General features: G+C 68.0%; 18 protein-coding genes. 7 read left to right on the forward strand and 11 right to left on the reverse strand.

The genetic code is table 11. From position 1 onward, the window contains the following. Positions 1–96 precede the first annotated feature (96 nt). The 3 genes from PM1_RS18535 to PM1_RS18545 are packed head-to-tail and all read left to right on the forward strand — an operon-like array spanning position 97 to position 4161. Entirely contained in the window at positions 97–1668 is a 1572-nt protein-coding gene (locus PM1_RS18535) for an MFS transporter (RefSeq protein ID WP_009619404.1), read from the forward strand. A 16-nt stretch (positions 1669–1684) separates the two neighbouring features. Then, the gene (locus PM1_RS18540) at positions 1685–2752 is read left to right on the forward strand and encodes an HlyD family secretion protein (protein ID WP_009619403.1); all 1068 of its coding nucleotides are present in this window, start codon (positions 1685–1687) and stop codon (positions 2750–2752) included. Then, positions 2749–4161: an efflux transporter outer membrane subunit gene (locus PM1_RS18545; RefSeq protein WP_009619402.1), complete on the forward strand. Its 1413-nt coding sequence runs from the start codon at positions 2749–2751 to the stop codon at positions 4159–4161. Before PM1_RS18540 ends, PM1_RS18545 begins: the two co-directional genes overlap by 4 nt. A 403-nt stretch (positions 4162–4564) precedes the next feature. Here the strand turns inward: PM1_RS18545 and PM1_RS18550 are convergent, their stop codons facing one another. Together PM1_RS18550 and PM1_RS18555 are read right to left on the reverse strand one after the other, a co-directional pair. Then, positions 4565–5935, reverse strand: a complete 1371-nt coding sequence (locus PM1_RS18550) for a DUF1329 domain-containing protein (protein ID WP_009619400.1) — start codon at positions 5933–5935, stop codon at positions 4565–4567. Between the two features lie 23 nt (positions 5936–5958). Further along, positions 5959–7932, reverse strand: a complete 1974-nt coding sequence (locus PM1_RS18555; protein ID WP_009619398.1) for a DUF1302 domain-containing protein — start codon at positions 7930–7932, stop codon at positions 5959–5961. Positions 7933–8381: 449 nt separating this feature from the next. Between PM1_RS18555 and PM1_RS18560 the strand changes: the two genes are divergently transcribed. Both PM1_RS18560 and PM1_RS18565 read left to right on the forward strand, forming a co-directional pair. Next, positions 8382–9248 carry a pirin family protein gene (locus PM1_RS18560; protein WP_009619397.1) on the forward strand — a complete coding sequence of 289 codons (867 nt, stop codon included), beginning with the start codon at positions 8382–8384 and terminating at the stop codon, positions 9246–9248. 42 nt (positions 9249–9290) lie between these two features. Then, positions 9291–10541: a sugar MFS transporter gene (locus PM1_RS18565; RefSeq protein ID WP_009619396.1), complete on the forward strand. Its 1251-nt coding sequence runs from the start codon at positions 9291–9293 to the stop codon at positions 10539–10541. A 255-nt stretch (positions 10542–10796) separates the two neighbouring features. On the opposite strand, the gene PM1_RS18570 is transcribed toward PM1_RS18565, so the two are convergent. The 5 genes from PM1_RS18570 to PM1_RS18590 all read right to left on the reverse strand — a co-directional run bounded on the left by PM1_RS18570 (position 10797) and on the right by PM1_RS18590 (position 15759). Continuing rightward, positions 10797–11528, reverse strand: a complete 732-nt coding sequence (locus tag PM1_RS18570) for a dienelactone hydrolase family protein (RefSeq protein WP_009619395.1) — start codon at positions 11526–11528, stop codon at positions 10797–10799. A gap of 74 nt (positions 11529–11602) precedes the next feature. Continuing rightward, positions 11603–13507, reverse strand: coding sequence for a molecular chaperone HtpG (htpG, locus tag PM1_RS18575; protein ID WP_009619394.1), 1905 nt, complete (start codon positions 13505–13507; stop codon positions 11603–11605). Positions 13508–13605: 98 nt separating this feature from the next. After that, a complete protein-coding gene (locus PM1_RS18580; protein WP_009619393.1) occupies positions 13606–14835 on the reverse strand; it encodes a hypothetical protein in 1230 nt (409 codons plus the stop codon). 13 nt (positions 14836–14848) lie between these two features. After that, positions 14849–15295: a PaaI family thioesterase gene (locus PM1_RS18585; protein WP_009619392.1), complete on the reverse strand. Its 447-nt coding sequence runs from the start codon at positions 15293–15295 to the stop codon at positions 14849–14851. After that, positions 15292–15759: a PaaI family thioesterase gene (locus PM1_RS18590; RefSeq protein ID WP_009619391.1), complete on the reverse strand. Its 468-nt coding sequence runs from the start codon at positions 15757–15759 to the stop codon at positions 15292–15294. Before PM1_RS18590 ends, PM1_RS18585 begins: the two co-directional genes overlap by 4 nt. Positions 15760–15920: 161 nt before the next feature. On the opposite strand from PM1_RS18590, the gene PM1_RS18595 reads away from it, so the two are divergent. Continuing rightward, positions 15921–16139, forward strand: coding sequence for a hypothetical protein (locus PM1_RS18595; RefSeq protein WP_009619390.1), 219 nt, complete (start codon positions 15921–15923; stop codon positions 16137–16139). A 55-nt stretch (positions 16140–16194) separates the two neighbouring features. Here PM1_RS18595 and PM1_RS18600 read toward each other — a convergent pair whose 3' ends face one another. Beyond that, positions 16195–16941 (reverse strand): DUF599 domain-containing protein, encoded by a 747-nt coding sequence (locus PM1_RS18600; protein WP_009619389.1) that lies wholly within the window; start codon positions 16939–16941, stop codon positions 16195–16197. A gap of 301 nt (positions 16942–17242) precedes the next feature. Between PM1_RS18600 and PM1_RS18605 the strand changes: the two genes are divergently transcribed. Then, positions 17243–17773 carry a fimbrial protein gene (locus tag PM1_RS18605; RefSeq protein WP_009619388.1) on the forward strand — a complete coding sequence of 177 codons (531 nt, stop codon included), beginning with the start codon at positions 17243–17245 and terminating at the stop codon, positions 17771–17773. 283 nt (positions 17774–18056) lie between these two features. Here PM1_RS18605 and brnQ read toward each other — a convergent pair whose 3' ends face one another. The 3 genes from brnQ to sucC form a co-directional block, all read right to left on the reverse strand. Then, the gene (gene brnQ, locus PM1_RS18610; protein WP_009619386.1) at positions 18057–19364 is read right to left on the reverse strand and encodes a branched-chain amino acid transport system II carrier protein; all 1308 of its coding nucleotides are present in this window, start codon (positions 19362–19364) and stop codon (positions 18057–18059) included. Between the two features lie 439 nt (positions 19365–19803). After that, the gene (sucD, locus tag PM1_RS18615) at positions 19804–20685 is read right to left on the reverse strand and encodes a succinate--CoA ligase subunit alpha (protein WP_009619384.1); all 882 of its coding nucleotides are present in this window, start codon (positions 20683–20685) and stop codon (positions 19804–19806) included. Next, positions 20685–21851 (reverse strand): ADP-forming succinate--CoA ligase subunit beta, encoded by a 1167-nt coding sequence (gene sucC / locus PM1_RS18620; protein WP_009619383.1) that lies wholly within the window; start codon positions 21849–21851, stop codon positions 20685–20687. Before sucC ends, sucD begins: the two co-directional genes overlap by 1 nt. Between the last annotated feature and the right edge of the window lie 145 nt (positions 21852–21996).

Raw genomic sequence — 21996 nt, forward strand, 5'->3', positions numbered from 1 at the left:
CGGCGCTCCCTAGACTGGGCAAAACCCAGAATCCAGTGACGCCATGCCTTGCACTCCCCTCTGCGCGGCGCCTGGCCTCCCCCGCGAGGCCCGGCCATGACCGCCGCGCTCACCCCGCTCGCCACCCCGGCCGCCGCGCAGCCGGCCAGGCCCGCCGCCCAGCCCTTCGGCCCGCGCATCCTGGTGGGCATGCTCGGCGTGCTGCTCGCCTCGCTCAGCGCCGGGCTCAACGACAAGGTCACCGACCTTGCGATGAACGACGTGCGCGGCGCGCTGGCCATCGGCCACGACGAAGGCACCTGGCTGCTGGCCCTGTACGCCGCCTTCCAGGTCGCCGGCATGGCCTTCGCGCCCTGGTTCTCGGTGACCTTCTCGCTGCGCCGCTTCACCCTCGGCGCCATCGCCGCCTTCGCCCTGCTGGCGCTGCTCTGCCCCTTCGCCCCCAACGTGCACACGCTGTACCTGCTGCGCGCCCTGCAGGGCCTGGCCGGCGGCTGCATGCCGCCGATGCTGATGACCGTGGCGCTGCGCTTCCTGCCGCCGGGCATCAAGCTCTACGGCCTGGGCGCCTATGCCCTGACCGCCACCTTCGCGCCGAACCTGGGCATGCCCCTGGCGGCGCTGTGGACCGAGTACGTCGGCTGGCAGTGGGTGTTCTGGCAGGTCATTCCCTTGTGCGCGCTGGCCATGGCCGCAGTGGCCTGGGGCATTCCCCAGGACCCGCTGCGCCTGGAGCGTTTCCGCCAGTTCGACTGGCTTGGCGTGGCCCTCGGGCTGCCGGGCATCCTCATGCTGGTGCTGGGCCTGCTGCTGGGCGAGCGCCTGGACTGGTTCGAGTCCGACCTGGTCGCCCTCCTGGTAGTAGGCGGCGCGGCGCTGCTGGCGGCCTTCTTCCTCAACGAATGGACGCACCCGCTGCCGTTCTTCCGCCTGGACATCCTCAAGCGGCGCAACCTCAGCCACTCGCTGCTGACCCTGGCCGGTATCCTGGTGGTGCTCGGCGCCTGCGCCGGCGTGCCGGCCTCGTACCTGGCCGCCGCCCACGGCTACCGCCCGCTGCAGAGCGCGCCCATGGCCCTGCTGGTGGCCCTGCCGCAGCTGCTGACGCTGCCGCTGGTGGCCGCCCTGTGCAACATTCCGCGTGTCGACTGCCGCTGGGTGCTGGCCATCGGCATCGCCCTGTGCGGCCTCTCCGCCTACGGCATGAGCCAACTGACCGGCGACTGGACGCGGGACAACTTCTACCTGCTGCTCAGCCTGCAGATCATCGGCCAGCCGATGGCGGTAGTGCCGCTGCTGATGTCCTCCACCAGCGTGGTGGCGCCCGTCGAAGGGCCCTTCGCCTCGGCCTGGTTCAACAGCGTGCGGGCCTTCGCCTCGGTGGTCGGCAGCGCCGTGGTGGGCATCCTCATGACCGCCCGCGAGCACTACCACTCCAACCGCCTGGTCGACCACCTGGGCGCCGCGCCCCAGGCCCTGGCGCTACGCCTGGACCAGCTCGACGGCAGCCTGCCGCGCCTGGCCGGGCAGGTCCACGGCCAGGCCTCGGTGCTGGCCGCCGCCGACACCCTGTGGTGCATGGCCTGGCTGGCCGCCGCCCTGCTCCCGCTGATCGCCGTCATGCCGCTGCGGGTCTACCCGCCGCGCCCGGTCGCCCCCGCTCACTGAAATCCGGAAAGCCATCATGTCCAAGACATTCCTCACTTCCCGCCGCGCGAGCCTGACAATGGCCACGCTGCTGCTGCTCACCGCCCTGGCCTGGCTGCTGCTGCGCCTGCTCGGCCCGGAGCGCGAACAGAGCACCGACGACGCCTACGTGCGCGCCGACTTCACTCTGGTGGCGCCCAAGGTCGCCGGCATCGTCGACAGCGTACTGGTGGAAGACAACCAGTCGGTGAAGGCCGGCCAGGTGCTGGCGCGCATCGATCCACGCGACTACCAGGCCGCGCTGGCGGCCGCCGAAGCCGACCTGCTCTCGGCGCGGGCGCGCCTGCGCCACGTCGGCGCCGACCTGGAGCGCCAGCAGGCGGTGATCGCCCAGAGCGCCGCCCAGGTCGCGGCCGACCAGGCCACCCAGCGCTTCGCCCAGCAGGAACTGCAGCGCTACCAGCACCTCGCCAGCCAGGGCGCCGGCACCCTGCAGAACGCCCAGCAGGCGCGCTCGCGGCTGGACAACGCCCAGGCCGCGCTGGACAAGGCGCGCGCCGCTAACCTGGCCGCGCGCAAGCAGCTGGACGTGCTGCAGGCCCAGCAGGCCGAGGCGCAGAGCGCGGTGCAGCGCGACGAGGCGCAGTTGCAACAGGCGCAGCTGAACCTGTCCTACTGCGAGATCCGCGCGCCCTTCGACGGCATGGTCGGCCGCCGCGGCGTGCGCGTCGGCGCTTACGTCACCCCGGGCAGCCCGCTGCTCGCAGTGGTGCCGCTGCAGCAGGCCTACGTGGTCGGCAACTTCCAGGAAACCCAGCTCACCGAGGTGCATCCCGGCCAGGCGGTCGAAGTGCGCGTGGACACCTTCCCCGGCCAGGTGCTGCGCGGCCACGTCGACAGCATCGCCCCGGCCACCGGCCTGAGCTTCGCGCCCATCGCCCCGGACAACGCCACCGGCAACTTCACCAAGGTGGTGCAGCGCATCCCGGTGAAGATCGTCCTGGAGCCGAACCAGGCGCTGCTGGCCCGCCTGCGCGTGGGCATGTCGGTGGTGGCCAGCATCGACACCGCCTCCGCTGGCGGCGAACAGGTGGCCGCGCAATGAAGCACGCCCCGCTCCTGCTCGCCTACCTGGCCCTGGGCGCCTGCAGCGTCGGCCCGGACTTCCGCCAACCCGACGCCCGGGCGCCGGCCGCCTGGAGCGCCAAGGGCGACGACGTCGCCAGTCGCCCCGCCGGCGGCGCCGTGGAAAGCCAGTGGTGGAAGCTGTTCAACGACCCGCAACTGGACCGCCTGCAGGCCCGCGTGGCCGCCGGCAACCTCGACCTGCAGGCCGCCGCCGCGCGCCTGGAACAGAGCCGGGCGATCCGCCAGGCGCTGGGCGCCGACGCCGTGCCGCAGGTGGACGGCAGCGCCGGCTATGCGCGCCAGCGCAACAGCGAGGTGGGGCTGTCCGACCCGTCCGGCGAGGCTGGCCGGCACAACTTCAACCAGCTCGACGCCGGCTTCACCCTGAGCTGGGAGCTGGACCTGTGGGGCCGCGTGCGCCGCGAACTGGAGGCCGCCGATGCGCAGGTGCAAGCCAGCGAGGCGAGCCGCCATGACGTGCTGGTGGCAGTGCTGGCCGAAAGCGCCCGCGACTATGTGCAACTGCGTGGCGAGCAAGGCCGCGAGGCGATCCTGCGCGGCAATCTGGACATCGCCCGGCACAGCCTGCAGCTGACCCAGCTGCGCCGCGCCGAGGGCGTGGCCACCGAGCTTGACGTGGCCGAAGCCAAGGCCCAGGTGGCGGTGATCGAGTCGCAGCTGCCCGGCAGCCAGAAACGCCAGGCGCGCCTGCTCAACGCCCTGGCCTTCCTCCTCGGCGAACAACCCGGCGCGCTGACCGCCGAACTGGCCCAGGCCGCGCCCATCCCGCGCGTGCCCCAGGCGGTGCCGGTGGGCCTGCCGGCGGAACTGGCCCGGCGCCGCCCGGACATCCGCCAGGCCGAGGCCGTGCTGCATGCGGCCACCGCCAGCATCGGCGTGGCCCAGGCGGACTTCTACCCGCGCATCAGCCTCAACGGCGACTTCGGTTTCCAGGCCCTGCAACTGGCCAACTTCGGTGACTGGAACAGCCGCACCTTCGGCATCGGCCCCAGCCTGCACCTGCCGATCTTCGAAGGCGGCCGGCTGAAAGGCACCCTGGCCCTGCGCGAGGCACAGCAGAAGGAAGCGGCCATCGCCTACCGGCACACCGTGCTCAATGCCTGGCGCGAAGTGGACGACGCGCTGAACGACTACGCCGCCGACCAGCGCGAGCTGGCGGCCCTGGATGAAGCGGTGGAGCACGGCCGCACGGCCTTGGCCAATGCCCGCGAGCAGTACAAGGCGGGGGCGGTGGATTTCCTCAATGTGCTGAGTGCGCAGCGCGAGTTGCTGGCCAGCGAGGAGCGCCAGGTGCGCAGTAGCGAGGCGGTGGGGGTGAACCTGGCGCTGCTGTACAAGGCGTTGGGTGGGGGGTGGGAGTCGTAGGGCGTACAACCGTTCGCGGTTGTACGCCGTTACAGCTATCTCGTGGCTGGCTTCGTGGTTGGGGTCGGAGCGTTGTGGGGCCACGGTCAGGCGGCGGATAACCGCGAACGGTTATTCGCCCTACGTTTGTCTGGGGCTTCTGTGCGATGCGAGAGCACCCTCTCCCCAACCCTCTCCCTGAAGGGAGAGGGGGCTTGTCCGTGCCGAGAAAGGATTTGGTGTTAGCCGGGCACTCGGTACAAGCTGGCTAACGCCGAAACATCCGACCGCACCGAACGGTCCCCTCTCCCTTCAGGGCGGGGCGCGCAGCCGAGGGTTAGGGAGAGGGGGCGGAGTCAACCCAAAGCACAGCAGCCTCCGGGAAACTCCATTCGCGAGCAAGCTCGCTCCAAAAAAGCACGCCCTAGCGCGAAGCTTTCCTCCGCAGCGCCGCCGGGCTGAACTCCGCCACGTCCGGCGCGGGCTTGCTGAAGTCGGCGGTGCCCGGCTCCTCGTTGTCCAGCCACTGCACGCTGTAGCGCCGCGACTGCAGGTCGTGGAAGGTGTCCAGCGCGGTCCAGACCATGGGCTGTTCGTAGAAGTTCTTCAGGTAGGCCATCGACACCCGCCACAGCTCGCCGCGGCCGTCGTACTGGTCGACCACCGCCGCGCCCCAGCTGTCTTCGTCGAGGTACAGGGTGCGCTTGCTGTAGATGTGCCGCGCGCCGGGCTTGAGCTTGCCTTCCACCACCCACACCCGGTGCAGCTCGTAGCGGGTGTATTTCGGGTTGATGTGGCCGGGGGTGAGCAGGTCCTTGTACTTCACCTCGGGGCTGGTGACCCGGTAGTTGTTATAGGGGATGTAGATTTCCTTCTTGCCCACCAGGGTCCAGTTGTAGCGGTCCGGGGCGCCGTTATACATGTCGGTGTCGTCGGCGGTGCGCAGGCCGTCGGAGTCCTCGATCGGGGTGTCGTAGGCCAGCGTCGGGGCGCGCCGCACGCGGCGCTGGCCGGGGCTGTAGCCCCAGGCCTGGCGCGGTTCCTTGACCTGGTCGAGGGTCTCCTGCACCAGCGCGCCCTCGCCCGCCAGGCGCGCCGGGGCGGTGGTGAAGGTCATGTAGTAGAACAGGGTGTTGCCCAACTGCTCGAAGCTGCCTTTCGGATCGTAGAAGCGGAACAGCGCGGCGTCCTGGCTGGTCACCAGCGAGTAGGCGCCGTTGCGCTGCACGCCGGTCTGCGCCGAGCGCCGTTCGATGTAGCTGCCGCGGTAGCGGGCGATGTGGTTCCACAGCGCTTCCAGGCCGCTCTGCGGGATCGGGAAGGGAATGCCGCCGTAGGCGTCGGCGAAGCCGTTGCCGCCTTCCACCAGCTTGCCGCTGGTGGCGTTGCGGAAGGTGTTGTCGTACACCCACTGCGGCGCCGCGCCGCTGCGGCGGGTCGGGTAGACCGGCATCTGGAAGCTGTCCGGGTAGGTGTTGAACAGGGCGATCTGGCCGGGGGTCAGGTTCGCCTTGTACTGCTCCAGGTTGGCCTTGGTGATGGTGAACTGCGGCTTGTCGCCGGCGAAGGGGTCGACGTGGTGGCTGCCCGGGCCCTTGTAGCCGGCCGGGGCCTGGGTCAGGCCGCCGCTCCAGGCGGGGATGCTGCCGGCGGCATTGCCGGCCTTCTCGGCGCCCAGCGGCGTCAGGCTGCTCTTGAGCTGTGCGGCCTGGTCGGCGCTCACCGCCGCGCGGGCGTCGGTCGCCACCAGGGCCGCCAGGGCCAGCAGCGCGATCATGGGTTTCTTGGCGATCATGCGAGTCTCCATCACCTGGCTGATCAGAACGAGTACTTGGCGCTGATCGAGACGTTGTCCCGGTCACGCATGGAGTTGTTCACCCCGGCGCCGTAGTAGTTGGTGTACTGCATGCCCACCTGGAAGGTGTTCAGGTAGGTGGCGTCGGCGCCGAGGGTGTAGGCCTTGCGCCCTTCGATGAAGTTGCCGGTGCGGTCGGAGTTGCCCTTGAAGTCGTCCTGGTAGACCACGTAGGGGCTGAGCTTCACGCCGGCGAACACGTCGTTCCAGGTGCCGCTGAGCAGCAGGGTGTAGCCGTAGCTGTCGCGGCTGATCTGGTCGCCGTCGTCGGAGCCGCCGACATAGGACTTGTCCTGGGCGCCGACGAAGCGGCGCTTGCTGCCGTCCCAGGCGGTGTACTCCAGGCTGCTGCCGCGGATGAACTCGCCGGCCACCTCGGCCACGCCCACCACCGAGTCGAAGGTCATGTGCGGGCCGAAGTTGTAGATGCCGGTCAGCGAGGCGTTGTAGGTCTCGGCGCGCTCGTAGTTCTGGAACAGCGAGCCGCGGCACAGCTGCTTGCCGGACACCGCCGCGCAGGCCTGGTCGGCCGGGGTGTTGGCGTCGTAGAGGTTGGTCTGGCCGAGCACGCCCTGGGTCAGCAGGTCGCCGAGCAGGTCGTTGGTGGCCGCGATGCTGATCGGCATGTTCGGCCGGTAGGCCAGCTCGCCGGCCACCGAGGCGTCGCCGAGGGTGGTGTTGAAGCTGAAGCCGTACATGCGGATGTCTTCGACGTAGTCGCGGCGCGCCTGGGCGTTGCTGGCCAGGTCCAGGGTGGCCAGGCCGGGCACCGCCTCGCCCAGGCCCAGCGGGCCGAGCACGCCGTTGAGGGCGGCGATGTCGGCGCCCTGGTAGCTGCGCAGGTCCACCGCCACCTGGGGTTCCTTGGCGTGGTAGTTGACGAAGTACAGGCCGAACTCGGTGGAGTTGAGCTGCTCGGCGATATAGCGGAAGGCCACGCCGTATTCGCCGCTGTCGCGGGCATCGAGGTCCTTGCCGATGCTGGCGACCTTGAAGGTGCCGGTGTTGGGGTTGAGATAGGCGTTCGGGCCGGCCGGGCCGTTGCCCAGCAGGCCGAGCCCGGCCACCAGCGGGTAGCCGGCCAGCAGCTGCTTGAACTCCGGGCTGTCTTCGGTGGTGTAGGCGACGTCGCCGCCGTCGGCGAACAGGTCGGTGTCGGCGAAATAGGTGCCCACCGGGTCCAGGCGCGTCTCCTTCCACTTCCACTGGTAGTAGCTTTCCATCGACAGGTTGTCGGTCAGCCCGAGGTTGAAGCTCAGCGCCTCCACCGGCACCAGCACTTCCTTGAGCTCCGAGCCCGGCAGGTGGAAGCGCGAGGCGTCCACCGGGTTGATGGTGTTGATGCCGCCGCGGTAGAAGGTGCTCTCGCCCCAGTTCAGCACCTGGCGGCCGACGCGCCCGGTGACCGGGTGTTCGGCGACGTCCCAGTCGCCGGAGAGGTAGGCATCGAGCAGCTCGGCCTTGCGCCCGGCGATGTGGCGGGTGTCCTGGGTGAAGCGGTCGTCGTCGGGGTAGGACTGGCTGGGGCGCTCGACGCCGTCGGTGGTGCTCAGGTAGTCGTTGCGCTTGTCCATGATCTGCGTGTCGTAGTAGGCGGTGCCACGCATGAACAGGCCGTAGTTCCGGTACTTGGCCGAGAGGTCCGAGGTGAGCTTGAACACCTGGGAGACCAGCCCTTTGTCGAAGTTGCGGTTGCCGTCGTCGGTGTTGATGTCGTCTATGTTCTCGGTCCCGCGGCCCTGCACGCGCCACATGGCGCCATAGGACAGGGTGCTGTCCAGGGAGCCGGTGACCTGGTTGTCGGCGAAGCTGAATTCGACGGCCTGGACACTGCCCGCCACCAGCAACGGCAGCAGCCCCATGAGCGCGCCGGCGCGCCTGGGCGCCCAGAACGACGGGTTGCCCCAACCCCTTTCGATGCACGTACGACGGTTCATCGAAGCATTACCTCCATGACGGCCAAGATTTATCGCCCCGGGCATTGCGTCCGGCGCTGTTGTTATTCGTTTCTCGGCTGCTGGCCTGCGTGGTCGCGGCTCAGCAGTACAACTCCTCGGATGGCGCTTGCCGGCGCCCGCTGGCTCCTCTGGCGAATCCCCTGCACGCGGAATCTGGCACGATAGTGCAAGCAAGGTAACAAACTGTTTCCCCACTTGCCAACCCGAAAGCATGAACGCCCATCACACGAAAGCGCGATCCAGACGGATTGGACTTCAGGCAGCGAAGGCTCCGCAATGACAGGTCGCGCCACTGCGACTCACAAATCTGACCGTCGGCCCGGCGGCGGCAGGCAGCCGGCGCACGAAACGAGGCGGCCCGCGCCCGGGCGCAGCGCTGCGGCGGCGAGCGGCTATCCTATTGGCCATAGCCTTCCGGAAGCCTCGCCATGACCGCCGCCCCCTTCGCCATCCGCCCCCACGCCGACGACGTGGAGGGCATGCCCATCCTGCGCGCCCTGCCCTCCGCGCAGTTCCGCAGCATCGGCCCCTTCGTGTTCTTCGACCACATGCTGGCCACCGACTTCGCACCAGGCCAGGGCATGAACATCAACCAGCACCCGCACATCGGCCTGTCCACCCTCACCTACCTGTTCGAAGGCCAGGTGCAGCACAAGGACAGCCTGGGCTCGGACCAACTGGTGCTGCCCGGCGACGTCAGCTGGATGACCGCCGGACGCGGCGCCGCCCACGTCGAGCGCACCCCGCAGGCGCTGCGCGAAAACGGCTCGCGCCTGCACGGCCTGCAGCTCTGGCTGGCCCTGCCGCAGGCCGAGGAAGGCCGCGAGCCCAGCTACAGCCATCACCCGCTGGCCAGCCTGCCGCAGAGCGAGAGCCTGGGGGTGCGCATCCGCCTGATCGCCGGCAGCGGCTTCTGCCTGGTCTCGCCGGTGCCGGTGCTGTCGCCGACCCTGTACGCCGACATCCAGATGGTCGCCGGCAGCACCCTGACGCTGCCGCCTGAACATCCGCAAAGGGCGCTCTATCTGTTGGAAGGCGAGGCGCTGCTCGACGACGACCCCGCGCCGCTGCGCCAGCTGCTGGTCCTGCCCGAGGGCGAAAGCCCGGTGCTAAGCGCCTGCGCCGACTGCCGCGCGGTGCTCATCGGCGGCGAGCCGCTGGACGGCGCGCGGCGGATGAACTGGAACTTCGTCGCCAGCGACCCCGCGCTGATCGACGAGGCCCGCCGGCGCTGGGCCGCCGGCGACTGGCCGACGGTCCCCGGCGAGCGCGAGCGCATCGAGCTGCCGCGCTGAGCCGCGGCCCTCCCCCCTTTCCTTCCACGTCCTGGAGCTGCCATGCCAGAGCAGAATCGTCACACCGGCGCACTCACGGTGCTCACCGTGCTGTTCTTCATGTGGGGCCTGATCACCTCGCTGAACGACATCCTGGTGCCGCACCTGAAGGCGGTGTTCACCCTCAACTACGTGCAGGCGTCGCTGGTGCAGTTCAGCTTCTTCACCGCCTACTTCGTCATGTCCTTCCCGGCCGGGCGGCTGGTGGAGCGCCTGGGCTACAAGCGCGGGATCATCGTCGGCCTGGTCACTGCCGGCGTCGGATGCCTGTTGTTCCTGCCGGCGGCCGGCGCGCAGTCCTACCCGGCGTTCCTCGCCGCGCTGTTCATCCTGGCCTCGGGCATCACCCTGCTGCAGGTGGCGGCCAACCCCTACGTCAACGTGCTCGGCAGCCCGCAGTCGGCGGCCAGCCGGCTGAACATGACCCAGGCCTTCAACTCCCTGGGCACCACCGTCGGCCCGCTGGTGGGCTCGGTGACCATCCTGGCCATTGGCGCGGGCGCGGCCAGCGAACTGGGCAGCGCCGCCGCCGAGGCCGACTCGGTGAAGATGCCCTACCTGGTGCTGGCCGCCCTGCTGTTCGCCATCGCCGTGCTGATCGGCCTGTTCCGCCTGCCGCGCATCAGCCACGACGAGCCCAGCGACGGCGCGGCCGCCGGCCGGCAGTCGCTGCTCGCCCATCGGCACCTGGTGTACGGGGTGGTCGGCATCTTCGCCTACGTCGGCGCCGAGGTGGCCATCGGCAGCTACCTGGTCAGCCTGATGGGCCAACCGGACATCGCCGGCCTGCCCGGCGAGCAGGCCAGCAAGTTCCTCTCGCTGTACTGGGGCGGCGCCATGGTCGGCCGCTTCATCGGCAGCGTGCTGATGCGCAGCATCCGCCCCAACCGCATCCTGGCCTTCAACGCGGTGACCAACGCCGTGCTGCTGGCGGTGGCCATCGGCGTGGGCGGCCATGTGGCGATGTGGGCGCTGATCCTCATCGGCCTGTTCAACTCGATCATGTTCCCGACCATCTTCTCCCTGGCCCTGGAAGGCCTGGGCAAGCTGACCAGCAAGGGCTCGGGCCTGCTGTGCATGGCCATCGTCGGCGGCGCCCTGGTGCCGCTGGTGCAAGGCTTCTTTGCCGACCATATCGGCCTGTTGCAGTCCTTCGCCATTCCGCTGGTGTGCTACCTGTACATCTGCTGGTTCGGCGCGCGGGGGTATCGGGCGGATGAGGCCAGGGTGACGCGGGTGGAGGGGGTGCGCTGAAGGGGGGCAATCGCGGACAGAGTCCGCTCCTACAGCATGAGCGAGCATGGCTCTTCGTAGGATGGTGTTGAGCGAAGCGATACCCATCACCGCAACCGCATGGGTTTCGCAAGCTCAACCCATCCTACGAAGAGCGCCTCGGTGCGGTCCGCAGGGAAGCACGGGCGCAGGAGCGGACCTTGTCCGCGATCGGATTCGCCGGCCACACCGGACGCCCCGGTATGCCGGGCTTTCGCAGGGCGGAACGAAACCGCTCTACTCGCCGAACTTCTCATCCAGCAGGTCGTACATCGCCTGGAACGCCCGGCGGGCCACTTTGGCGTCGTACTGCATCTTGCCCGGAATCTGGGCTTGCGGATCGGTGAAGGAATGCGCGGCGCCACCGTAGCTGGTCAGCGCCCAGTCCACGCCGGCGTCGTTCATTTCCTTGGCGAAGTCGAGCAGCTGCTCGCGCGGCACCAGCGGGTCGATGGCGCCGTCGAGGACCAGCACCGAACCCTTGATGTTCTTCGCATCCGCCGGGTTGGGCGAATCCAGGGTGCCGTGGAAGGACACCGCCGCGGCCAGCGGCGCGCCGTCGCGGGCCAGGTCCAGGGCGCAGCAGCCACCGAAGCAGAAGCCGAAGGCGGCCAGCCTGGCACCATCGATCGGCGCCTTGCCGGCCTGGGCCTGGAGTGCCTTGAAGGCTCCCTGCATGCGGCGGCGCAGGGCGGCGCGGTCGTTCTTCAGCGGCATCATGGCGGCGCCGGCCTGTTCCGGGCCATTGGGGCGCACGTCCTTGCCGTAGAGGTCGGCCACCAGCACCACGTAGCCGTGGCCGGCGACCTGGCGGGCGATGTCCAGCGCGCCCTGGCCGACGCCCATCCAGTTCGGCGCCATCAGCAGGCCGGGGCGCTGCACGGTGCTGGAAGCGTCGAACACCAGTTGACCTTCGAAGGACACGCCGTCGACTTCATAAGCGACGGGTTGGACGCTGATCTGACTCATGGGGTGACTTCCTTCAGTGGGAGTAGGAAAAGCACAAAGCCCGCTTAAGGCGGGCTTTGTGTGAGGTTACCGGCTCAGGCGGAAAGTTCCACCAGCAGCTTGTTCAGGCGACGCACGTAGGCGGCCGGGTCCTTGAGGCTGTCGCCGGCGGCCAGGGCGGCCTGGTCGAAGAGGATGTGCGCCAGTTCGCCGAAGCGGTCCTCGTCCGGCTCCGCGTCGAGCTTCTCGATCAGCGGGTGGGCCGGGTTGAACTCGAAGATCGGCTTCGATTCCGGCACCTTCTGCCCGCTGGCCTCGAGGATCTGGCGCATCTGCAGGCCGAGGTCGGCCTCGCCGATGGCGAGGATCGCCGGCGAGTCGGTCAGGCGGTGCGACACGCGCACTTCGGCGACTTCCTCGCCGAGGGCGGCCTTCAGGCGCTCCACCAGGCCTTCCTTCGCCTTGGCCACTTCCTCCTGGGCCTTCTTGTCCTCCTCGGAGTCCAGCTTGCCCAGGTCCAGGTCGCCGCGGGCGACGTCGACGAAGTCCTTGCCGTCGAAGCTCGGCAGGTAGCTCATCAGCCACTCGTCGATGCGGTCGGTGAGCAGCAGCACCTCGATGCCCTTCTTGCGGAAGACTTCCAGGTGCGGGCTGTTCTTCACCTGCGCGTAGCTCTCGCCGGTGAGGTAGTAGATCTTGTCCTGGCCTTCCTTCATGCGGCCGATGTAGTCGGCCAGGGACACGCTCTGCTCGCCGGAGTCGTCGTGGGTGGAGGCGAAGCGCAGCAGGCCCGCGATCTTCTCCTTGTTGGCGAAGTCTTCCGCCGGGCCTTCCTTGAGGACCTGGCCGAAGTTCTTCCAGAAGCCCTTGTAGGCCTCGGCGTCGCTGCTCGCCAGTTTCTCCAGCATGTCCAGCACGCGCTTGGTCAGCGCCGACTTCATCGAGTCGATCACCGGGCCGGACTGGAGGATCTCGCGGGAGACGTTCAGCGACAGGTCGTTGGAGTCCACCACGCCCTTGATGAAGCGCAGGTACAGCGGCAGGAACTGCTCGGCCTGGTCCATGATGAACACGCGCTGCACGTACAGCTTCAGCCCGCGCGGGGCCTCGCGGTGGTACAGGTCGAAGGGCGCGCGGCCGGGCACGTAGAGCAGCGAGGTGTACTCCAGCTTGCCTTCGACCTTGTTGTGGCTCCAGGTCAGCGGGTTCTCGAAGTCGTGGGCGGTGTGCTTGTAGAACTCCTGGTATTCCTCGTCCTTGATCTCGGTGCGCGGACGGGTCCACAGGGCGCTGGCGCGGTTGACCACTTCCCATTCCGGCTCGGCCGGCTTGTCCTTCTCTTCGCCGTGGAATTCCTTCGGCAGCTCGATGGGCAGGGCGATGTGGTCGGAGTATTTCTTGATGATGTTGCGCAGGCGCCAGCCGTCGGCGAACTCTTCCTCACCGCTCTTCAGGTGCAGGACGATGCGGGTGCCGCGCTCGGGCTTGTCGATGGTGGCGACTTCGAACTCGCCCTCGCCCTTGGACGACCAGTGCACGCCCTCGCTGGCCGGGGCGCCGGCGCGGCGGGTGAAGACGTCGACCTTGTCGGCGACGATGAAGGCGCTGTAGAAGCCCACGCCGAACTGGCCGATCAGGTGCGAGTCCTTCTTCTGGTCGCCCGAGAGGTTCTTCAGGAAGTCGGCGGTGCCGGACTTGGCGATGGTGCCCAGGTGCGCGATCACTTCCTCGCGGCTCATGCCGATGCCGTTGTCTTCGAGGGTGACGGTCCTGGCGTCCTTGTCGAAGCTGACGCGGATCTTCAGCTCGGCGCCGCCTTCGAGCAGCTCGGGCTTGGCCAGGGCCTCGAAACGCAGCTTGTCGGCCGCGTCGGAGGCGTTGGAAATCAGTTCGCGGAGGAAGATTTCCTTATTCGAATACAGGGAATGGATCATCAGGTGAAGCAGTTGCTTCACTTCGGTCTGAAAGCCCAGTGTCTCTTTTTGAGTCTCCACGCTCATCGTTTCTCGCTCCGAGGATGACAAAAGCCGCATCGGGCGGCGGATGTCAGCGAGATGGGGGCTTCCTGAAGCTTTTCAAGGGCTTGCCGCGACGAACGTCATTGCGGCAGGAGTTCGATGGCGCTGATCTCCGCAGGCCGCAGGCTGTAGCTGGCCTGGCCGGCGCCGGTGAGCAGGTGGCGGATGACCACCCGGCCGTTCGCGTCCAGGCCGGTGAACACGCCTTCGGCCACGCGCCCGCGCTCGGTGGTCACGCGCATGCCGCGGTTGACGTAGCGTTGCGGCTCGGCCTGCAGGCGCTCCAGGCTCAGCGGCCGCGTCGCGCTGCCGGGCTGCGGCGCGGCGGGCCCGGGTTCGGCCGCCGGGGCGCTGGCCTCGGCGCGCGGCGCCAGCTTCGGGTAGCGGTCGCCGCGCACCGCCCAGCCGCGGTTGGCGCTGCGCGCAAGCTCCAGGTCCAGGTGTTGCGCTTCGCCGTCCAGGCGGAAGTCCAGCGGCACCTGCATGATCGAGCCCAGAGGCTCCAGGCGCGATGCGGGCAATTCCAGCTGGCGGCCCGGGAAGCGCCGCTGCAGGTAGTCGCGCAGGACGTAGGCCAGGGTGTCGGCGGAGTCGAAACGGGTGTCCACCTGGCCGTCGCGGTAGCGCAGGCGGTCGGTGTACAGCTCGATGCGGCCGCTGAGGGTGGTGCGGTACTGCGTCGGCAGCACCAGGTGGAAGTCGCCGCGCAGGCGGTTGGGCGCCTCGGGCCGCAGGTCCAGGTGCAGGCTGTAGCCGCGTTCCAGGCGCACGGCCTCGGGCAGGTCGGCGCCCGGCGCCAGCCAACTGACCTCTACCACGGGCCGCGGCCCGCGGTCGTCCGGCAGCACGTCCAGGCGCAGCGGCCCGTGCGGCTGGGCGGCCAGGCGGATGCGCACCTCGCGGTGGGCATAGAAGTCCTGGCCCTCGCGCAGGCTGAGCACGCCGTCGATCAGCTCCGCCTGCTGCGGCGCGAAGGCCTGGCCATCGAGTTCGCCGCGCAGGGCGATGTCCAGCTCCGGCGCCGCCACGGGCTCGCTGCGCAGCCACTGCAGGCTGAGAATGGCCTCCAGCCGCGCGCTGTCGCGGCTGGCGAGCATGGCCAGGCCGACGACCAGGGGAATGCAGCCCAGGGCGCCGAGGAACAGCGCCTTGCGCGCGAAGCCCCAGTGCCGCGCCAGGAACACCGGCGCCAGGGGCGGCAGCAGGCAGGCCAGGCCCCACAGCGGGCCGCGCGCGAACGCCAGCATGACCAGCCAGGCGTAGCCGGCCAGGATCAGCAGCAGCCCGCCGAGGATCAGCAGCGTGTCCATCGCGCCCCCGGCCTCAGGCGCCGTCGACCTTGAAATGCGCCCGCGCGGTGGCGATCGGCTCGGCGCGGCTGGTCTGCCAGGCGGTGATGGCGACGTTGGCCACGCGCCGGCCCTGGCGCCACACCTGGCACTGGGCGTAGGTGTCGCGGAAGTGCCCGGCGCGCAGGTAGTCGACGGAGAAGTCGATGATCTTCGGCAGGTGCGGCACACCCATGAGCATCAGCAGGTGCAGCATGGCCGCGTGCTCCATGAAGCCGGCGATCACCCCGCCGTGCAGCGCCGGCAACGTCGGGTTGCCGATGTTGTCGCGGCTGGCCGGCAGGTGGAAGATCACCTCCTCGCCCAGGCGCAGGCAGCGGATACCGATCAGCCGGGCGTAGGGGATCATCTCCAGCAGCGGGCTGAAGTCGTTGTCCTGGTGCATCTGCCGCAGCAGCTGCTCGATGTCCGGCGTGCTCATGCGCCCTCCCCCTTGGCGCCCACCGTAGCGCCGGTGGCGCCCTTGCCCAGGCGCATGAAGGTGCCGACCACGTGGGCGATGGGCTGCTCGGGGTCGTCCTGGTAGGCGATGCCGCGGGTGAAGATGACGGTGGGCGTCACCCGGTAGCACTCGGCGAAACCGAAGATGTCCTTGTGCGGCTCGGCCGGGTGCATGTAGTCGATGCGCAGGTCGAGGGTCGGGCAGATCTCGAACTGCGGCAGCACGCAGATGGTGGAGATGCCGCAGGTGGTGTCCATCAGGGTGGTGATGGCGCCGCCGTGGATCACGCCGGTTTCCGGATTGCCAACGATCGCTTCGCTATAAGGCAGGCGCAGGGTCAAACCCTTTTCGTCCGCGGCATGGGCCGCGATGCCCAGCACCTGGCAATGGCGCAGGACGGCGAGGAAGCGCTGCGCACGCTCTAGAATGGACATTTCACTCATGCGGATCGGGGCCCCGGGCTGCTCGAAAGCGCATGATACTCCGCCGCCAACGGGCCCTGCAGTGAATAATCGTAGCGTCGGCGCAAACTTGCGTTGAACTTCTGAGGCGGGCCTCAGCTCAAAGGGCTAACACCAGGAACGCCGCACATGGAGGCTCCACGATGAAAAAAACCCTTCCCTTCGCTCTGATGCTGGTTGCAGGCCTGACTCTGGCCGGTTGCGACAAGAAAGAAGAGCCCAAGGCCCCGCCGGCCGCGCCGAGCACCGAGCAGCCGGCGACCCCCGCGCCGACCACGCCGCCGGCCAACGAAGCCGCTCCGGCGCCGACCACCCCGGCTCCGGACACCGCGCCGGCGCCGTCCAACGAGGAGCAGAAGTAACCGCCCGCTCCCCGTACAACGCACAAGGCCCGCATTCGCGGGCCTTGTCGTTTCTTCACTCCGGCTCTTTCGCCGGCTCCGCGTGGGGCGTGGGGGTGAACACCATCACCTTGAGCACGTCGGAGTGGAACTCGCGCTGGTACAGCACCCCGACCACCCCGGCGGTGACCAGCATGAAGATCCACGGGTTGATGAACCAGGCCAGCATGGCCAGGCCGAAGTAGTAGGAACGCAGGCCCTGGTTGAACTGGTGCGCGGCCATGGACACCACCCGCGCGGCGCGCTCGGCGAAGGCGTTGCGCTCCTGCTCGCCGACGTGGCGCTCGCCGATCATCGGCGCCGAGCCCACCAGCACCGCGGCGAAGTTGTACTGGCGCATGCACCAGCTGAAGGTGAAGAAGGCATACACGAACACCACTGCCAGGCACAGCAGCTTCAACTCCGACAGCCCGCGGGTCGGCGAGGCCACGAAAGGCAGGTCGGCCAGCACCGACACGGTGCGCTCGGCCGAGCCCAGCAGGGTGAGGATGCCGGCCAGGATGATCAGGGTGCTGGAGGCGAAGAACGAGGCGTTGCGCTCCAGGTTGCCGATCACGCTGGCATCGGCCACGCGGTTGTCGCGCAGCAGCAGGCGGCGCATCCAGTCCTTGCGGTAGAGGTGCAGCACGCTGGCCAGGCACGCGGTGTCGCGGGCCCTGTGGCTGGCGTAGCGGGCATAGCCGACCCAGCAGAAGGCGAACCAGAGCATGGCCAGCAGGTTCCACAGGTACTGGATATCGAAGAGGTCGACGACGTCGGTCATGGGCTTCCTTGGCGGGCCCTGTCGGCGGGCCGGGCCTGTTGATCGGGTGATTGAGGGAGAACGCGGCAGATAGACGCCGGATGTCGGCGGGAAGACACGAAGCTGCGTCACCTCCCCCATCGGGACATTTGACCGCCCCAAACCGAAGGCAATTCCTACAAGCAAACGAGCCTTTCCCTCAAAAGCCCTGTCCTAGAATCGCGGCGGCCATCACGGCATTGCCGGCGCATCTGTGCAGATCGCCCAGTGAGTCGTGAGCAAGCGCACAAACCCGACATCCCTCACTTGTAGTTGGACCAAAATGAAAACAATTGCCTTTGCCTTCGCCCTGTCCACAACCCTACTGGCCAGCAACGCCCAAGCCGCCGCAGGCTCGGTGGGCTTCGACGGATACATCACCCCTTCCACCTGCGCCGTCGCCGTCAACGGCCAGGGCGAACATGGCGCCGTGACCTTGAAGCCGGTCGGCTGGGAAAAGCTGCAGAACGCCGGGGATTTCGCCGGCGACACGCCATTCACCATCACCCTCACCGGCTGCGGTGAAAGCGGCGCGCCGGCCTGGGTCCGCCCCAAGTTCGCCTCCACCGGGGTGAACCCCGCGACCGGCAACCTCCGGAACCAGAGCGGCGACGGCAACTCGGACATCGAAATCCAGCTGCGCAACGGCACCTACGCCACCATCGACCTGATGACCAACGAAAACAACTCCCCGCAGGTGGCCGACTCGGTCATGACCTTCGACTACCACGCCCACTACTACCGCGCCGGGACCACGGGCACCGTAAGCGGCCGCGTCACGGCGAAGCTGGAGTTCTCGGTGGAGTACATCTGAGAGGCACGTCCAACGGCGTATAACCGCGAACGGTTATACGCCCTACGTTCCCGTGTTCGCGTGGTTGGGGAGCATCCGGATGACTCCGGACTCACCACCCACGCCGGACAGCCCCCTCTCCCGCTTGCGGGAGAGGGTTGGGGAGAGGGCGCTCTTACACCCAACGCTGTAGCCACCGACGACTCCCATTCGCGAGCAAGCAAAAGCACCTCGGCGCGTCGGCAAGACAGCGCAACGAAAAAGGCCGCCTCGTGGGCGGCCTTTCTCATTGCAGCGGGCCCGGTCAGGCCACGGCTTCGCTCGGTTCGCCGAGCAGACGATCGATCACCACCATCACGGCGAGCATGGCCACCGAGGGGATCAGCCAGGCCAGGCCCTGCTCGGACAGCGGCAGATGAGCCAGCCATTCCGGCACGGCGAAGCCGGCGCCCTTGAGCGCGTCGACCATGCCGAACGCCAGCGACACCGCCATCACCGGCGCGACTATGCGTGTCTGCGACTTCCACAGGCCGGCGCAGAAGCTCAGCGCCACCAGCACGATGCACGGCGGGTAGATGGCGGTCAGCACCGGCACCGAGAACTGGATCAGCTTGGTCAGGCCGAGGTTGGACACCAGCAGCGAGAAGCCGGCCAGGATCACCACCAGGCTGCGGTAGGACAGCGGCAGGATGCGGCAGAAGTATTCGGCGCAGGCGCAGGTCAGGCCCACGGCGGTGACCAGGCAGGCCAGGGCGATGAGCACGGCGAGGAAGCCGCTGCCCAGGGAGCCGAAGGTGTGCTGCACATAGGCGTGCAGCACGGCCGCGCCGTTGGTTGCGCCGGCGGCGATGTCGTGGCTGCCCGAGCCCAGGCGGAACAGGCTGATGTACACCAGCGCCAGGCCTACCCCGGCGATCAGCCCGGCGATCACCGCGTAGCGAGTGATCAGGCGCGGCGACTGCACGCCGCGGGAGCGGATGGCGTTGACGATGACGATGCCGAAGACCAGGGCGCCCAGGGTGTCCATGGTCAGGTAGCCGTTGATGAAGCCCTGGGAGAAGGCCGCGTGCTCGTAGCTCGGTTCGGCCTGGCCGATGGTCCCGGCCGGCAGCATGAAGGCGGCGATGCCCAGCGCGGCCAGGGCGATGATCTTCAGCGGGGCGAGGAAGCGGCCCACGGTGTCCAGCAGCTTGCCGGGGTACAGGGAAATCACCAGGACGATGGCGAAGTACACCAGGCTGTAGAGGAACAGCGGCAGCGGGCCGTCGCCGGTGAGCGGCGCCAGGCCGACTTCGAAGGACACGGTGGCGGTGCGCGGGGTGGCGAACAGCGGGCCCACGGAGAGGTAGCAAACCGCCGCCAGCAGGCCGCCGGCGACGCGCCCGATGGGGTGGCTCAGGGTGTCCATGGCGCCGCCGACCTTGGCCAGGGCGACCACGGTGATGACCGGCAGGCCGACCGCGGTGATCAGGAAGCCGAGGGCTGCCATCCATACGTGCGGACCGGAGTGCAGGCCGACGATGGGCGGGAAGATGATGTTGCCGGCCCCGACGAACAGGGCGAAGGTCATAAAGCCGAGCGCCAGGATGTCCTGGCCTTTCAAGACGTTCATTTAGGGGAATACCACAGTGCTTAAACGGGTTTCGTGGCCTCCCAAGGCACAACAGCCGAACGGGCACGGCGCAGCCGCATCGGGGATGCCTGCGTTCATACCTGCACGGGAGATTGTTCTTGGAAGTCCGATAGCAGAGGTTTTCCATGGGCTCGTGGCCCCTTTGCTCCTGCATTCTGGTTGTCCCGCCATCCATGACGGTCCGGAATAGCCGCCGCTCCGGGTAGGAGTTGGCGGTTAGCACGCCTTCCCTTGTGGGGAACGCAGTGCTGGGGATAGTTGCTAGCCTAACGATCTATCCCGATGAACTGTACTGACGTATGTCAGCTCGTCGGCGGGATGAAAGGGCGTGTCGCCTGAACGACACTTCTTGCGACGCCTCGCCAAAACAAGAGGCCACCCGAAGGTGGCCTCTCGCGACGAGCAATAAGCGAAACGCTTACTTGGTCGCCCAGCCGGTCAGCTCGGCCAGGGCCTTGCCGATGTCGGCCAGGGAACGCACGGTCTTCACACCGGCGTCCTGCAGGGCGGCGAACTTCTCGTCCGCGGTGCCCTTGCCACCGGAGATGATGGCGCCGGCGTGGCCCATGCGCTTGCCGGGCGGTGCGGTGACGCCAGCGATGTAGGACACCACCGGCTTGGTCACGTTGGCCTTGATGTAGGCAGCGGCTTCTTCTTCAGCCGAACCACCGATCTCGCCGATCATGACGATGGCTTCGGTTTTCGGGTCTTCCTGGAACAGCTTCAGGATGTCGATGAAGTTGGAGCCCGGGATCGGGTCGCCACCGATGCCCACGCAGGTGGACTGGCCGAAGCCGGCGTCGGTGGTCTGCTTCACGGCTTCGTAGGTCAGGGTGCCGGAACGCGACACGATGCCCACTTTGCCCGGCAGGTGGATGTGACCGGGCATGATGCCGATCTTGCACTCGCCGGGGGTGATCACGCCCGGGCAGTTCGGGCCGATCAGGCGCACGCCCAGCTCGTCGCACTTGACCTTGGCGTCCAGCATGTCGAGGGTCGGGATGCCTTCGGTGATGCAGACGATCAGCTTGATGCCACCGAAGGCGGCTTCCAGGATCGAGTCCTTGCAGAACGGAGCCGGAACGTAGATCACCGAGGCTTCGGCGCCGGTGGCTTCGACGGCTTGCTTGACGGTGTCGAACACCGGCAGGCCCAGGTGGGTGGTGCCGCCCTTGCCGGGGGTCACGCCGCCGACCATCTTGGTGCCGTAGGCGATGGCCTGTTCGCTGTGGAAGGTGCCCTGCGAGCCGGTGAAGCCCTGGCAGATGACCTTGGTGTCTTTGTTGATCAGGATGCTCATTACTTACCCTCCGCGGCCTTGACGACTTGCTGGGCAGCGTCGGTCAGGCTGGTCGCCGCGATGATGTTCAGACCGCTTTCGGCCAGTACCTTGGCGCCGAGTTCGGCGTTGTTGCCTTCCAGACGGACGACAACCGGAACCTTCACGCCGACTTCTTTAACGGCACCGATGATGCCTTCGGCGATCATGTCGCAGCGGACGATGCCGCCGAAGATGTTCACCAGTACGGCAGCGACGTTGCTGTCGGAGAGGATGATCTTGAACGCTTCGGTCACGCGCTCTTTGGTCGCGCCGCCGCCAACGTCGAGGAAGTTGGCCGGCTTGCCGCCGTGCAGGTTGACGATGTCCATGGTGCCCATGGCCAGGCCGGCGCCGTTGACCATGCAGCCGATGTTGCCTTCCAGCGCGACGTAGTTCAGCTCCCACTTCTGCGCATGGGCTTCACGGGCGTCGTCCTGGGACGGGTCGTGCATGGCGCGCAGCTTGGGCTGACGGTACAGGGCGTTGGAGTCGATGTTGATCTTGGCGTCCAGGCAGTGCAGGTTGCCGTCTTTCTTGATCACCAGCGGGTTGACTTCGAGCAGGGCCAGGTCGTAGTCCTGGAACAGCTTGGCCAGGCCGACGAAGATGTGCACGAACTGCTTGATCTGGTCGCCTTTCAGGCCCAGCTGGAAGGCCAGCTCGCGGCCCTGGAACGGCTGGGCGCCGACCAGCGGGTCGATGGTGGCCTTGAGGATCTTCTCGGGAGTGTCGTGGGCGACCTTCTCGATGTCCACGCCACCTTCGGTGGAGGCCATGAAGACGATACGGCGGCTGGAACGGTCGACGACGGCGCCGAGGTACAGCTCCTTGTCGATGTCGGTGCAGGATTCCACCAGGATCTTGCTGACCGGCTGGCCATTGGCGTCGGTCTGGTAGGTCACCAGACGCTTGCCCAGCCAGTTGGCGGCGAACGCCTTGGCGTCCTCCTTGCTCTTGACCAGCTTCACACCGCCCGCCTTGCCGCGGCCACCGGCGTGCACCTGGGCTTTCACGACCCACTCGGTGCCACCGATTTTCTCACAGGCTTCTGCGGCCTCTTCGGGTGTGTCGACGGCGAAGCCCTTGGATACGGGCAGGCCGTACTCAGCGAACAGCTGCTTACCCTGATACTCGTGGAGATTCATGCTTGTCTACCGTTTTTCGTCTTGGGTATTGCGCATTCGGCGCAGCGCTCGTGGCGCCGCACCACCTGTGATTCCCGCGCCGCGGCGCGGGAATCCGGCGGGGTGGTCACGACAGCCCCTCGCGAATGACTGCCGCCCTGCCCCG

Source organism: Pseudomonas sp. M1 (assembly GCF_022760135.1).
GTDB classification, from domain to species: Bacteria; Pseudomonadota; Gammaproteobacteria; order Pseudomonadales; family Pseudomonadaceae; genus Pseudomonas; species Pseudomonas citronellolis.